This window comes from Veillonella criceti, assembly GCF_900460315.1.
Classification (GTDB): Bacteria; Bacillota; Negativicutes; order Veillonellales; family Veillonellaceae; genus Veillonella_A; species Veillonella_A criceti.
Genome location: NZ_UHIO01000001.1, coordinates 589,261 through 604,669, shown reverse-complemented (window position 1 = coordinate 604,669; position 15,409 = coordinate 589,261). Strand labels below are relative to the sequence as shown.

Here is a 15,409-nt window from a genome sequence, read left to right as displayed (position 1 = left end):
GGATATCGTGTCGAAATTTTTCATAAACCGACCTATATTCGCCATCGTTTTGTCCTTGATTATTACGATTGTTGGTTTAGTATCTATGTTTACTTTGCCAATTGCTCGTTATCCAGAAATTACGCCACCACAGGTTCGTGTAAGCACTAGTTATGTCGGTGCTTCTGCATCTGTTGTTAGTGATACTGTAGCGTCTGTTATTGAAGCTCAGATTATTGGTGTACAGGATATGGACTATATGATGTCCACAAGTAGTAGTAGCGGTACTTACTCTTTGACAGTTCAATTTAATCAAGGCACTGATGCAGATATGGATACCGTTAACACGCAGAACCGTGTGCAACGTGCATTAGCGTCATTACCTTCTGAAGTTCAAAACGTTGGTGTAATTACAACTAAATCTACAGGCGATATGTCCTTAGTATTTGCCTTGAAGTCAACTGATGAAAGTACCTATGACCAGACATTTTTGAAAAACTATGCATCTAACTATATGATGGATGAGATTAAATCCATCAATGGGGTAGGTAGTGTTCAAGAATTCGGTTCTGACTTTGCTATGCGTGTTTGGTTAGACCCAGCTAAGATGGCGCAGCATAATGTGACAATTGCTCAAGTAGTTAATGCTATTTCTACACAGAATAAGCAAGCGGCCGCAGGTTCTCTTGGTACAGATCCAACACCAAGTGTGCAACAAGTGTCACATAATATTACAATTCAAGGTCGTTTAATGACTACAGAAGAATTTGGTAATATTATTATTAAGACTGATAATAATGGTAACTTGTTACGTCTTAAAGATGTATCTAATATTCAATTAGGATCTAAAGATTATGGTTTCAGTGCTAAGAGTGATGGCAAACCAATGGCAGCCTTCGCCGTATCGTTAACAAGTGATGCTAATGCGATTGAAACAATTACTAAAGTAAAACAAGTATTAGAACAACAGAAAGAAAGTTTACCACCTGGTGTTGAATATACTATTATCGTAGATAATACAAACTTCGTTACCGCATCTATTGAAGAAGTTATTCATACTTTTGTGGAAGCCTTGATCTTGGTTGCCTTGATTGTGTACATTTTCTTACAGTCCTGGCGTTCCACGTTGATTCCAATGATTGCTGTACCAGTATCTTTGTTAGGTACATTCGCATCCTTTGAGGTATTAGGATTTACAATCAATACATTGACTTTGTTTGCCATGGTATTGGCTATTGGTCTGGTTGTCGATGATGCTATCGTTGTTATTGAAGCCGTAGAATATGAAATTAAAGTCAATGGTTTAAAACCTCATGAGGCAACGATTGAGGCGATGAAAAATGTACAAGGTCCAGTAGTTGGTATCGCCTTTGTATTGGCATCGGTATTCGTACCAGTATCCTTTATGGGCGGTATGACAGGGATTTTGTATAAACAGTTTGCTTTGACGATTGCTGTATCTGTAGCAATTTCCGCGTTTGTTGCGTTAACATTGACGCCAGCGCTCTGTTCTATGATGTTAAAACCACATGTGCCAAAAGAAAAAGAAGATTTCATTCATCGTGGTCTTAATAAATTCAATGATGAGTTAGAACGCTTTAGTGATTGGTATGGTTTCCAATTAGCTCGCCTAGCAAAACACTTATGGCTAACAGTCGTTGTACTAATTGGTTTTGTTTTGGTTTCTGTAGGCGTGTTCCGCGTATTACCATCAGCCTTTGTTCCTTCTGAGGATAATGGCTACTACATGGTTGCTATTAGCTTACCGGAAGGGGCTACGTCTTCCCGTACTATGGGTGTTATTGAAAAAGTAACAGAATTTATGAATCAAGACCCTGATATTGTGGATAAAGCGGGGATTTCTGGATTCGACATCTTATCTAATGCACAGAAAACAAGTGGTGGCTTGATGTTTGCTACGTTAGCTGATTGGAGTGAGCGTAAAGGTGCAGGGCAGGATGTAGATTCTAAAATTGGCAGATTGATGGGCTTTTCAGCCACTATTCCAGAAGCTACAATTTTGCCAATGAACCCACCACCAATTCCAGGTTTAGGTAACACAGGCGGGTTCTCCATGTATATCATTAACAAAGCAGGGGATACACCTGAACAGATGGCTACTGTTGTTAATGACTTCTTAGGTGAAGCTCGTAAACAACCTGTATTTGCTTCTATTTATACAACTTACAGTGATGGTACACCAACTTATGATTTTGATATTAACCGTGATAAAGCAGCACGTGACGGCGTGAGTGTAGCAGATATTTTCACAACGTTACAGGGCTTCTATGGTAGTATTCAAGTCAATGACTTTAATGAGTTTGGTAAAAACTACAAAGTTGTTATTCAAGCGCAACAAGATTATCGTATGTCGCCAGAAAATAACAACAATATTTATGTAGCTAGTAGTAGTGGTACATTGTATCCAGTGGCTAACTATATTAAATCGACAGCGACTACATCTGTATCTACAATCACTCGTTTTAACAACTATCCAGCGGTTAAAATCGGTGGTAACCAAGGTGCTGGTTATAGTTCGGGTGATGCGATTGCGGCCTTGGAAGAAGCGGCTAAAAACTTACCGCAAGGATATACTTATGACTGGGCGGACCAAAGCCGTGAAGAAGTTAAAGCTGGGACTCAGACAATTCTTATCTTGGGCATGGGGATTATCTTCGTATTCCTCGTATTGGCTGCCTTATATGAATCTTGGAAAGTTCCATTTGCCGTACTATTCTCTGTACCATCAGGTATCGTAGGGGCGGCCTTAATTCCTTGGTTATTAAATTTAACAGGGGCGTATAGTTTAACCAACGATATTTATTTGCAGATTGGTTTGTTAACGCTGGTTGGTTTGGCAGCAAAGAATGCGATTTTGATTATTGAATATGCTAAGATTCGTGTAGATGAACGTGGCATGCGCTTCGTTGATGCAGCTATTGAAGCTGCTAAGATTCGTCTCCGTCCAATTTTGATGACATCTTTAGCATTTATTTTAGGTTGTATTCCATTGGCCATTTCTAGTGGTGCTGGTGCTGGTGCCCGTGTTTCCATGGGGATTACCGTAGTTGCTGGTATGACATCGGCTACTTTATTCGGCATCTTTGTTATTCCAATGTTATTTATTCTTATCGAAAATATCGGTTTTGGTAAAAAGAATAAGAAACATTAAACATAGGGTCTGTACTACAATCATTTAAAATTAAATAGTTACTGTTAAATCTTCAGTATATGGGTTATAGATTGACAGATAAAAAACGTGAGCATGCAATAAGGTATGCTCACGTTTTTATATTGAAATCTAATGTTGAAATCTGTTAGAATAAATACTTTAAAATGCTATTTATGCATATTAAGTATAATTAAGATAAATATGTTCGTGATATAATGTATACAAATTTAGATGTATGCATATGAGCAGGGGGCATGCATCTTCGTAACACAGTAAGAATTACTAAGTTGTGATTTAGGTGAGGAGGTATGCATGTGAACATTCTAATTTCTATTATTGTTATTTTGTGGATTGGTACCCTTGTATTTAAGCGGTACAAAGCACAGGCCGTACTTTTCATTGGTGGTATGGTATTATTAGCCTTGGCCTATTTATTAGGATACGGCACTATATTAGGAGCTAAACAAGCAACGGGCAACTTTATTTTTGACATTTATGAACTTATTCGTATTTTATTTAGTGAACGTGCTGCTAAATTAGGTCTTAATATTATGGCCGTAGCTGGGTTTGCTCGTTATATGGATCATATCGGTGCATCTCGAGCTTTAGTAACGTTAACAATTAAACCGTTGCAGAAATTAAAATCTCCTTATATCGTATTAAGTGCATGTTGGGTATTAGGTATGGTCATTGGTTTGGCGATTAATAGTGCATCTGGACTTGCTATGTTATTAATGGTAACCATGTATCCAGTACTGATTGCATTAGGCGTGAGCAAATTGTCTGCTACGGCAGCCATTGCAACGACTCTTTGCTTAGACTGGAGCCCAAGTGATACAGGCACTATTTTTGCGGCTGAACTAGCTGGTCTTGATCCTGTAACATATTGGCATTCGTTCCAAGTACCGGTAGCTTTATGGGTGTTCCCAGTAGTAGCCGTATTACATTATTTTACTCAAAAATACATGGATAAACGAGATGGTCATGTAGTAGTTGCCCAAGAAGCAACAGTTAACGAAGATAAGATGACAAATGAAGATTTAAAAGTTGAGGCTCCGTTATATTATGCAATTTTACCAGTGATTCCTTTAGCCTTAATTTTATCCTTCTCCAGTCTTTGGATTTCTTGGATTAAAATGAATATTATTATGGCCATGTTAATTGGTACTACGATTGGGATGATTTTCCAATATGTGCGGACGTTAGATGGTAAATCAGTCCTTGCTGATTTACAAGTGTATTTTGATGGTATGGGCCGTCAAATGGCAAATGTAGTAAGTCTTATCGTAGCTGGTGAATTATTTGCTAAAGGGCTCATGGCGATTGGTACTATTGATGCGTTGATTAATTGGGCGAAGACATCTGGTTTTGGTGGTATTGGTATTACACTTGTTATGGTAGCAATTATTGGTGTATCTTCGGTGGTAATGGGCTCTGGTAATGCACCTTTCTTCGCGTTTGCTAACTTAGTACCATCTATTGCGGCCTCTACTGGTGTTTCAGCGGCTCTTATGATTTTACCTATGCATTTTATTGCCAGCGCTTTCCGTGCTATTTCACCAATTACCGCTGTTATCGTAGTAGCTTCTGGTATGGCCGGTATTTCGCCATTTGATCTAGTAAAACGGACAGCAATCCCAATGATTGGTGCCGGTATTACTTTAGTAATTGCTAACTTTGTTATGTTTTTATAATTAAAAGTTTAGTCACTCTCAGTCATTCGTTTGGTCACTGTGATTGAAAAAGTGAGGCATATAAAATCTCCATCCAAGTGAATTGGGTGGAGATTTTATTTCTTCCTAGATTTACCATACTGTAAAGGGATAATCTATGATATAATAAATAAGATAAATTAACATCGTTAATTCTAAATATTTTATGAGGTGATATACATGAGTGAAAATGTGATTTTCGTAACTGGCCATAAGAGCCCTGATACTGATTCTTTCTGCTCTGCTTTAGGGTATGCAAATTTAAAAAATCAAATGGGCATTCCTGCAAAAGCTATTTGTGCAGGTCAAGCTAATAAAGAAACGTCCTTTGTACTTGATTATTTCAAAGTAGAACATCCGGAAATAGTAACAAGCTTTGCTGTGCGTATTAAAGATGTATTAGAAGCTGTGCCAGCAGTTGAAGCAAGTGCTAATTTGGAAACTGTTCTTGCATGGCGCAAAGAGCATGATATGAATCGTGTGCCAGTAGTAAAAGATGGTAAATTTGTAGGCGTTATTTTGCCTAGCCGTTTAATTGAGGCTTTGGCTAATGCTTGGCTTGATAAAAAAGCAGTAACCGCCGGTGAAATCGTATCGAAAGCTGGCTGCCAATTAATTTCGCCTGACCTTAAATTGAAAGAATTTGATCGTGGTCATAATGGTGCCTTCCCAGTAGTAGGGGGAGATACGTATTTTGGTATGGTTCGTTCTAATGTAGAGGCACCTAAAGATAAACAAAAAGTGATTTTAATCGACCATAATGAAAAAGTTCAAATCATTGATGATATTGAAGAGGCTGAAATTGTGGAAAATGTTGATCATCATCGCATTGGTGGCTTAGTAACGGAAAATCCTATTTTCATTCACTATGAACCAGTAGGTTGCTCTTGTACTATTGTTGCTAATTTCTATTGGCAGTATGGTCAAGAAATTCCTAAGCAAATTGCGGGTCTTTTATTATCAGCTATTATTTCTGATACAGTATTATTCCGTTCGCCAACCTGCACACCAAAAGATGTAGAAACAGCTAAGAAATTGGCAACAATTGCTGGTGTTGATTTAGAAACTTATGGTCTTGAAATGTTAAAAGCGGGTGCTGATGTATCTGATTTTAGCGACGAAAAGATTGTTCGTACGGATATGAAAGAATTTAGTGCCAATGGGCAAGTATTTACAATTGGCCAGTTATCAACTATGAATGCTGAAGAAGTATTAACTCGTAAACCAGCTTTATTGAAAGCATTAGAAGAATTACGCGCTACTAATAATTATTTAGCATCGTATATTATGGTTACAGATATTTTAAAAGAAAGTACCAATTTATTATTTGCTGGTGATGTAGCTGATATTGTTAAGGCTGCGTTTGGTGAAGAACCAAAAGATCAAGAAGTATTCTTGGCCAATACATTGTCTCGTAAAAAACAAATTGTACCTCAGATTTTGGGGGCTATGAAATAAGCCAATTCAGTAGCTATTAGCTTTTGTGTTGGATATAGTACTAACAAAAACGTTGCCTTCTGCAACGTTTTTGTTCATTACCGATTAAAGTAAGGAAAGGATTGTTATGAGTAGTTTATTTGATGGTTTGAATACAGAGCAACAAGAAGCGGTACGCACTACGGAAGGTCCCTTATTGATTGTAGCGGGCGCCGGTTCCGGTAAAACACGAGTTCTTACTTATCGAATTGCTCATTTATTAGCACAAGGGGTGAACCCTTATGAAATCTTAGCCATTACCTTTACCAATAAAGCGGCTAAAGAGATGAAAAATCGTGTAGAAGATTTAGTAGGCTCGTTAGCAGACCGCATTTGGCTTAGCACCTTTCATTCGTTTTGTGCTAAATTCTTACGATTTGAGTTAGATAATTTTTTAGGCTACAGCAAAAACTTTACTATCTATGACACCGGTGATTCACAAGCTGTTATTAAAGGGGCTTTAAAAGCGCTCAATTTAGATGATAAATATTTCCCTGTAGGTGCCATGCTAAGTGCTATTTCTGATGCAAAGAATCGTTTATTATTAGCTCATGATTATCGGATGGAAGCGCGTGATTTTTATAGTCAAAAAGTAGCTGATGTTTATGAGTATTATGAACGAGAATTGCGAAAGAATAATGCTCTGGATTTTGATGACTTATTATTAGTTGCTGTTAAATTATTACAAAATAAAGAAGAGATTTTAGCTAAATATAGTCAGCGCTTCCGTTATATCATGATTGATGAATATCAAGATACAAACCATGCTCAATATACCTTAGCTCATTTACTGGCTTCTAAATGGCAAAATATTTGTGTAGTTGGGGATGCTGATCAGAGTATTTATGCTTGGCGTGGGGCGGATATTCAAAATATCTTAGATTTTGAAAAAGATTATCCAACTTGTAAAACCATTAAATTGGAGCAGAATTATCGCTCTACAAAAACGATTCTAGAAGCAGCTAACGCCGTCATTGACAATAATGAAGGTCGACCAGATAAAGTGCTTTGGACAGACAAGGATATGGGACCAAAGATTCGTCATTTTGAAGCGCAGTCGGAACAGGAAGAAGCGGCTTTTATTAGCGAAACGATTGCCAAACAACATGACTTACATGAAGTACCGTATGGTAATATGGCCATTTTATATCGCACTAATGCACAGTCGCGTGCACTTGAAGAAGGTCTTATTAAACGAGGGATTCCTTATGTAATGGTAGGGGGTACTAAGTTCTATGATCGCAAGGAAATCAAAGATGTATTAGCGTATTTAAAGGTACTATTTAATCCGTTTGATGATTTGAGTTTATTGCGTATTATTAATGTGCCTAAGCGAAGTATTGGGGCCACAACTGTGGGTAAATTACAAGATTATGCTCGTGAAACGGGTAATTCGTTATTTATGACCCTTACTATGTTAAATCAGATTCCTACGATAAAAGGCAAAACTAAGGATAAATTAGAAGAATTTGGTGTTTTAATCTTTACTTTAGTTGCCATGATGGATGACCATAATGTATTACAGATTTTAGAATCTATATTAGAAAAAACAGGCTATTTAAAAGAGCTCGAAGATAGTACAGATCCACAAGATGAAGCGCGGGTTGAAAACATTGGTGAATTACTGTCTGTAGCCAAAGTATTCTTAGATGAAAATCCCACGGGCACAGTACAGGATTTCTTAGAACAAGTAGCGTTAGTGAATGATGTAGATACCTATGAACAAGCAGATTCCAAAGTAACTCTGATGACATTACATTCAGCGAAAGGGCTGGAATTTCCGATTGTGTTCTTAGCGGGTCTTGAAGAAGGTTTATTTCCTCATAGTCGCACGCTTATGAATCCAGAAGAAATTGAGGAAGAACGCCGCCTTTGCTATGTGGGGATTACTCGTGCTGAAAAAGAATTATATCTATTAAATGCAACGACGCGTACTGTCTTCGGTCGAACTAATGGCTATTTGCCATCACGTTTTTTAAAGGAAATTCCTGAAGGCTTGATTGAGGAATTACGGGCGAAACGAAAAGTTCGAGAAGAGGTACAACGTCATGTGCCCGCTCATTTGTCAGTTATGTCGAGACCAGTGACGAAACCAACCTTGCGTAACCCTGTCGTAGAAAATTGGCAAGTGGGTGATACCGCTGTTCATGCTAAATGGGGGAATGGTACAGTATTAGAATTACAAGGGTCTGGCCCAGGTTTGAAACTTAAAATTGAATTCCCAACTCAGGGAGTTCGTTTAATTATGGCTCAATTTGCCCCCGTCAAACGATTAGAAAAGTAAAACTGCAGGAGACTATTATGCCAGCAATGAAAGAATTAAGAGCAGCCCTAACGCAAGCTAGTACGGATGAAGCAAAAACGCATGCTTTGCAGCATTTACTGGCGTATTGTGGCTATTTATATTATGTAAAAGATGCTCCACAAATGGAGGATTATGAGTACGACAAACTGTATCGTGAATTAGTAGAATTAGAAACGGCACATCCTGAATATATTACGTCCTATTCGCCAACTCAGCGGGTAGGGGCCAAAGTAGAAGGTGATTTTCCAAAAGTTGTTCATGGCACACCTATGCTTAGTTTAGGCAATGTATTTACCTATGAAGAAGTTCGTGGTTTCACAGAACGGACGGAACGTGATTTAGGTCATCAACCAGACTATGTGGTGGAGCTTAAAATTGATGGACTTGCTTGTAATTTACATTATGAAAATGGTGTATTAGTACGAGCAGTAACTCGTGGTGATGGTCGTGTTGGTGAAGATGTGACTAACAACGTACGGACTATTCAATCAGTACCTTTATGGATTGAAAATGCGCCACCATACATTGAAATTCGTGGTGAAGTGTATATGCCACATAAAGAATTTCAGCGAATTAATGAAGAGCGCGAAGCGGAAGGGGTACCTACTTTTGTGAATCCTCGTAATGCGGCTGCTGGTTCATTACGTCAGTTAGATCCAGCGATTACAGCCAGTCGTAATTTAGACTTTTTTGCGTATGCACTTGGTTCCTCAGATGGTGCTAGTATTCGTTCACAGCATGAATTACTGGCGATGTTAGATGAGTATCATTTCCATGTGAATCCTAACTATAAGCTATGCCATAATGCGGATGAAATTATTGAGCGCATTGCGTATTGGGATACAGAACGACATAATTTACCCTATGATACAGATGGTATGGTCATCAAAGTTAATGCGTTTGAAGATCAAGAGCAATTAGGGGCTACCGTAAAAGATCCTCGTTGGGCGACAGCTTTTAAATATCCACCGGAAGAAGTCGAAACGATTGTGAAGGATATTACGATTAATATTGGTCGTACTGGCGTTCTAACACCGACGGCAGAATTAGAGCCTGTATTTGTTTCCGGAACAAATGTGGCGCGTGCTACGCTTCACAATGAAGATTTTATAAAAGATAAGGATATTCGCATTGGTGATCATGTAATGATTCACAAAGCGGCGGAAATTATTCCAGAAGTCATAAAGTCATTACCTGAAAAGCGAACGGGGAGCGAAATTGAATTCACGATGCCTAGTCATTGTCCTATTTGTGATTCTCCGACAATACGGCGTGATGGTGAAGTGGCAGTTCGTTGTAGTAATGAACATTGTCCGGCTGTAGAAAAAGAAAAGATTATTCATTTTGCTTCACGGGATGCTATGAATATTGATGGCTTAGGCCCAAGCATTGTAGAAAGTCTGATTTCCTATAAACTCATTGCCACTGTTGCTGATTTATATCATTTAACCGAAGAGCAGTTAGTGACGATGGAACGGATGGGTACCAAGTCAGCTCAGAATCTATTAAAAGCAATTGAAGACTCTAAATCTCGAGGTTTAGGACGTTTGTTATTTGCTTTGGGTATTCGTTTAATTGGAGCCAAAGCAGGCCGTACGATTGCTGAGCATTTTCCTACGATGGAAAGTTTACAAACAGCTACCATTGAAACATTGACAGCTGTTAGTGAAATTGGGCCTACTATGGCTGATAGCTTGGTTGCCTATTTTAAAGAGCCGTATAATTTGGCCTTAATTGAAGAATTACGCAAGGTGGGCGTCGTTATGCAGGAAGAAGTAACGGAGCCAAGCGGAACAGAACTTGCTGGTGAAACGATTGTATTAACAGGTACTTTAGAAAGTATGGGCCGTAAGGAAGCGGGAGAACTCTTGGCTGCTCATGGTGCTAAAATTACTGGGTCTGTTAGTAAAAAAACGACCATTCTTATTGCTGGTGCTGAAGCTGGAAGTAAATTGACGAAAGCAGAATCGCTAGGAATTCGTATAATGAACGAAGCAGAGTTTTTAGAATTGATTAAAGACTGGCAATAGGCTCGTTTTGTATTGTTACAGCCGATTTGATATAATAATACAATGAAAGGATGTGTACGGATGAAAATCACTCGGGATGAAATTAAAAAGATTGCTTTATTATCACGCTTAGATATTAGCGAAGAAAATATGGGCTCTGTAGAAAAAGCCTTAAATGATGTGTTGTCCTATGTAACTGAATTAGAAGAATTAGACCTTGATGGGGTGCAACCTATGGCCCATGCAGTGCCTTTGCAAAATGTATTCCGCGAAGATGAAGTAAAACCTTCTTTAGACCATGACTTAGCATTACAAAATGCACCAGAAGAAGAAAATGGGTATTTCAAAGTACCACGCGTAGTACAAGAATAGGAGGAGACGCACTGTGACAATTCATGAATTACATAAAAAATTAACAGCTAAAGAACTGTCTGCGGTAGAATTGACTAAGGCTGTGATTGCTCATAAAGAAAAAACAGAGCCAGCAGTACATGCGTACTTATCTGACTCTCATGAAGCTGCTTTAGCAGTAGCCACTAAAGTAGATGAAAAAATTGCTAATGGTGAAACAATTTCACCATTAGCAGGGATTCCAGGGGCTATTAAAGATAATATTTGTATTAAAGATCAGAAGGCTACTTGTGCTTCTAAAATGTTAGAAAACTTTGTGCCTCCGTACAATGCAACTGTTATTGAAAAATTAGTAAGCCAAGATTATGTAAGCCTTGGCAAAGTAAATATGGATGAATTTGCTATGGGCGGTTCCACTGAAAATTCGGCCTTAGCGAAAACGACAAATCCATGGAATGCAGACTATGTGCCAGGTGGTTCTTCTGGTGGTAGTGCAGCTGCTGTATCCGCTGGTAGTGCTGTTTGGGCTTTAGGGTCTGATACAGGCGGTTCTATTCGTCAACCAGGGGCTTATTGTGGTGTCGTCGGTTTAAAACCAACTTATGGTAATGTATCTCGTTATGGTTTGATTGCTTTTGCCTCTTCTTTAGATCAGATTGGCCCTGTAACACGAGATGTTACTGATGCAGCGATTGTATTGAATGCGATTACTGGTCATGATCATCGTGATTCTACCTCTATTCCAGGGGAACGTCCAGATTATACTCAATCTTTGGTGAGCGATGTAAAAGGTCTTAAAATTGGCATGCCAAAAGAATATTTTGGTGATGGTATTAATAGTGAAGTTCGTGAAGCTATTGAAAAAGCAGCTAAAACGTATGAAGCGTTAGGCGCTCAAATTGTAGAAGTAAGTTTACCAACTTCTAAATATGCTTTATCTGCGTATTATATTATCGCTCTAGCAGAAGCAAGCTCTAATTTGGCTCGTTATGATGGTGTAAGTTATGGGCTTCGTGTGCCAGCTGATAACTTAGTGGAAATGTCAACGAAAACACGGACTCAAGGTTTTGGCCCAGAAGTACAACGCCGTATTTTACTTGGCACATATGTATTGAGTTCTGGCTATTATGATGCGTATTACTTGAAGGCTTTAAAAGCGCGTCGTTTAATTAAAAACGAATTTGATGCAGCTTTTGAAAATGTAGACGTTTTATTAACGCCAACAGCACCAAATACAGCGTTTAAATTTGGTGAAAAAATTAATGATCCATTATCTATGTATATGGAAGATATTTGTACCACCCCAGTTAATTTAGCGGGTATTCCTGGTATTTCTATCCCTGCTGGTTTTGCAAGCAATGGCATGCCAATTGGCATGCAATTATTGGCGCCTGCTATGGGTGAAGAGGTATTATTACGCGCCGCTTACACCTTTGAACAAGCTCGACCTGAATGTAATAAAGTAGCAGCCATTGGGGAGGTAACACTATGAAATATGAAACAGTCGTAGGGCTGGAAGTACATACTGAATTAAAAACAAAGTCTAAAATTTTCTGTGGATGTACTACTGAATTTGGTGGCGACCAAAATACCCATGTATGTCCTGTATGTTTAGGCCTACCAGGCGTTTTGCCAGTACTTAATAAAAAAGTAGTCGACTATGCAATTCGTGTGGGCTTAGCTTTAAATTGTGAAATTTTACAATTTAATAAATTTGACCGTAAAAACTACTATTATCCTGATTTACCTAAAAATTGGCAGACGTCGCAATATGATTTGCCAATTTGCCTCAACGGCCATTTAGATATTGAAGTGAATGGTGAAACACGTCGTATTCGCATTACACGCATTCACATGGAAGAAGATGCAGGCAAACTTGTGCATAGTGGTAATACAATTAGCACTTCTGATTCTTCTAACGTAGATTATAACCGTACCGGCGTTCCACTTCTTGAAATTGTATCTGAACCAGATCTTCGTTCCGGTGAAGAAGCTCGCGCCTATGTAGAAAAACTTCGTTCTATCATTAAATACTTAGACGTATCTGATGTACGCATGGAAGAAGGTAGCTTACGCTGTGATGCCAATATTTCCGTGCGTTTAATGGGTGAAGAAAAATTAGGTACTAAAACTGAAATTAAGAATATGAACTCCTTAACTGCTTTGCAGAAAGGGATTGAATATGAAGCAGTTCGTCAAGCGGAAACATTAGAAGATGGTGGTGAAATCGTACAAGAAACACGTACTTGGGATGATGGTAAAGGTATGACATTATCTATGCGTAAAAAAGAAGCTGAAAATGACTACCGCTACTTCCCAGAACCTGATTTGGTACCAATCGTAATCAGCGATGAACAAATTGAAGCAGCGCGTCAATCATTGCCTGAATTGCCCGATGCTAAAATTGCTCGTTTTAAAGCAGAGTATGGCTTATCTGAAGAAGATAGCAGTATTTTAACAGCTATGAGAGAAACAGCTGATTATTTGGATGCAGCTGTAAAAGCAGGGGCTGATGCTAAAACAGCAGCTAACTGGATGCTTGGTGACTTATCTAAAATGGTGAATGAAGCAGGCATTACTTTCGCTGAGGCTAAGGTAAAACCAGCGCAATTGGCCGCTATGATTGGTTTGATTGAAAAAGGTACAATTTCTGGTAAAATAGCTAAAAAAGTTATCGTATCTATGTGGGAATCTGGTAAAGACCCTCAGACAATCGTTGAAGAAGAAGGTCTTGTTCAGATTACCGATACGGGTGCTATTGAAGAAATCGTAAAACAAGTTATTGCTGATAATCCTAAATCAGTAGAAGATTTCCAAAGTGGTAAAGGTAAAGCAATTGGTTTCTTAGTAGGGCAAGTTATGAAGCTCAGCAAGGGACGTGCTAACCCTGGCGTAGTTAATGAATTATTGCAGAAACACTTAAAAGCTTAATTGTACGTACAGGAGATGGCCTATGGAAAATAAACAATCTTATGAAACAAAAAATACGAATGTTTTATCTGATGAGGAACGTCGTTCTTTTGATGGGCTGACTATTGATGAAGAAGGGCGCGAACAATCAGAAGAGGATATTCGTCGTGCTAAGCAGGCGGAAACTAAAGGGGCCTATGAATATGGGCGAGACAAAAACTCGTATGATGGCTTTCCTAAAATGAAAGTCTATACTTTTAGTTCCCTAGGTTGGAAAGGCAAGCTTGTGTTAGCTACCTTAGCAGCTGTTGCTTTAGGTGTGTTGTTCTTTTTTGGTAGTTTATTTTTAATTGGGTTTAGTGTAGTGGCAGTTGGGGTTGCTTTATTGGCGCTTTTGCGAAAATTGTTTTAGTGTGTAAAACCGCTATACGGGGAAACCGTTGGCTAGTCGTGCAAGCACGGATGCCAACTTGTTCCCCCGTATAGCGGTTTCTTCTTAAATACAATAGGTATAAAAAGCGCCGAAATAAGCAAGCGCAGTGTTTGAGGAGCGGTCGTGCAAGTAAAAAGAAGGGAGTGTGGTAAGGATGTCTATGGAAGAAACAAATAAGCCGATTGTAGCGTTAATGTATGATTTTGATAAAACGCTTTGTACAAAAGACATGCAAGAATATGGTTTTATTCCTGAACTAGGTGTGACACCAGCTGAATTTTGGCAGGAAGCAAATAATTTAACTGATAGTGAAGGTATGGATGGTATTTTAGCGTACATGTTTATGATGGTTAAAATGAGTCAACGCCATGAAGTACGGATTACTCGAGAAACTCTTAATCGATTAGGTAATGGGATAGAATTTTTCCCTGGTGTAGCCACTTGGTTTGATCGGATTAATACTTATGGTAAGTCACAAGGGGTTGAAGTCGAGCATTATATTGTATCATCTGGTGTAAAAGAAATTATTGATGGTACAAGTATTGCGCATTATTTTAAGAAAATATATGCTTGTGAGTTTAAATATGATTATAATGGTCTTATTGAATGGCCTAAAGTGGCTGTTAATTATACGGCAAAGACACAGTTTTTATTCCGCATCAATAAAGGTGTTTTAGATATTACCACTCATAGTGATAGAGAGCTCAATCAATATACACCAGAAGTTAAACGGCGTGTACCTTTTAGCAATATGATATATATTGGTGATGGTTTGACTGATGTACCTTGCATGAAGTTAGTGAAGGTAAATGGTGGACAATCTATTGCAGTATATAATTTAGATAATGACACTGGATTAACGTCTGCTACTAAGTTAGTCAGAGATAATCGTGTTAATTTTATTACACCTGCTGATTATGAAGAACATAGTCGGTTAGAGAACATCGTTAAAACAATCATTAATAAAGTAAAAGCTGTGGAAGAACTACAGTGTATATAATTACAATTAAAGTATTGAAAAATCCCCTAATAGTACCTATATAGTAGGTAGTACTAGGGGAT

Annotated in this window: 10 protein-coding genes; all 10 read left to right on the top strand. The window is 38.4% G+C overall.

Going from position 1 to position 15,409, the window contains the following annotated elements; all coding sequences use genetic code 11:
- Window positions 1-7 precede the first annotated feature (7 nt).
- Window positions 8-3,151, top strand: coding sequence for an efflux RND transporter permease subunit (locus DYE54_RS02750; protein WP_115309803.1), 3,144 nt, complete (start codon window positions 8-10; stop codon window positions 3,149-3,151).
- 314 nt (window positions 3,152-3,465) lie between these two features.
- Window positions 3,466-4,845 (top strand): C4-dicarboxylate transporter DcuC, encoded by a 1,380-nt coding sequence (gene dcuC, locus DYE54_RS02745; protein ID WP_218564750.1) that lies wholly within the window; start codon window positions 3,466-3,468, stop codon window positions 4,843-4,845.
- A 198-nt stretch (window positions 4,846-5,043) separates the two neighbouring features.
- Window positions 5,044-6,321 carry a manganese-dependent inorganic pyrophosphatase gene (locus tag DYE54_RS02740; protein ID WP_115309801.1) on the top strand — a complete coding sequence of 426 codons (1,278 nt, stop codon included), beginning with the start codon at window positions 5,044-5,046 and terminating at the stop codon, window positions 6,319-6,321.
- Window positions 6,322-6,427: 106 nt separating this feature from the next.
- A complete protein-coding gene (gene pcrA / locus DYE54_RS02735) occupies window positions 6,428-8,623 on the top strand; it encodes a DNA helicase PcrA (protein ID WP_115309800.1) in 2,196 nt (731 codons plus the stop codon).
- 26 nt (window positions 8,624-8,649) lie between these two features.
- A complete protein-coding gene (gene ligA / locus DYE54_RS02730) occupies window positions 8,650-10,674 on the top strand; it encodes an NAD-dependent DNA ligase LigA (RefSeq protein ID WP_172460592.1) in 2,025 nt (674 codons plus the stop codon).
- A 60-nt stretch (window positions 10,675-10,734) separates the two neighbouring features.
- Window positions 10,735-11,025: an Asp-tRNA(Asn)/Glu-tRNA(Gln) amidotransferase subunit GatC gene (gene gatC, locus DYE54_RS02725; RefSeq protein ID WP_115309798.1), complete on the top strand. Its 291-nt coding sequence runs from the start codon at window positions 10,735-10,737 to the stop codon at window positions 11,023-11,025.
- Between the two features lie 13 nt (window positions 11,026-11,038).
- A complete protein-coding gene (gatA, locus tag DYE54_RS02720) occupies window positions 11,039-12,496 on the top strand; it encodes an Asp-tRNA(Asn)/Glu-tRNA(Gln) amidotransferase subunit GatA (protein ID WP_115309797.1) in 1,458 nt (485 codons plus the stop codon).
- Entirely contained in the window at window positions 12,493-13,935 is a 1,443-nt protein-coding gene (gene gatB, locus DYE54_RS02715) for an Asp-tRNA(Asn)/Glu-tRNA(Gln) amidotransferase subunit GatB (protein ID WP_115309796.1), read from the top strand. Before gatA ends, gatB begins: the two co-directional genes overlap by 4 nt.
- A gap of 22 nt (window positions 13,936-13,957) precedes the next feature.
- Entirely contained in the window at window positions 13,958-14,326 is a 369-nt protein-coding gene (locus tag DYE54_RS02710) for a hypothetical protein (protein ID WP_115309795.1), read from the top strand.
- A gap of 181 nt (window positions 14,327-14,507) precedes the next feature.
- Window positions 14,508-15,347, top strand: coding sequence for an HAD family hydrolase (locus tag DYE54_RS02705; protein ID WP_115311067.1), 840 nt, complete (start codon window positions 14,508-14,510; stop codon window positions 15,345-15,347).
- Window positions 15,348-15,409 lie beyond the last annotated feature (62 nt).

Coding starts and splice junctions, on each gene's coding strand:
- DYE54_RS02740 (WP_115309801.1), top strand. CDS start 5,044: ATGAGTGAAAATGTGATTTTCGTAACTGGCCATAAGAGCCCTGATACT.
- pcrA (WP_115309800.1), top strand. CDS start 6,428: ATGAGTAGTTTATTTGATGGTTTGAATACAGAGCAACAAGAAGCGGTA.
- ligA (WP_172460592.1), top strand. CDS start 8,650: ATGAAAGAATTAAGAGCAGCCCTAACGCAAGCTAGTACGGATGAAGCA.
- gatC (WP_115309798.1), top strand. CDS start 10,735: ATGAAAATCACTCGGGATGAAATTAAAAAGATTGCTTTATTATCACGC.
- gatB (WP_115309796.1), top strand. CDS start 12,493: ATGAAATATGAAACAGTCGTAGGGCTGGAAGTACATACTGAATTAAAA.
- DYE54_RS02710 (WP_115309795.1), top strand. CDS start 13,958: ATGGAAAATAAACAATCTTATGAAACAAAAAATACGAATGTTTTATCT.
- DYE54_RS02705 (WP_115311067.1), top strand. CDS start 14,508: ATGGAAGAAACAAATAAGCCGATTGTAGCGTTAATGTATGATTTTGAT.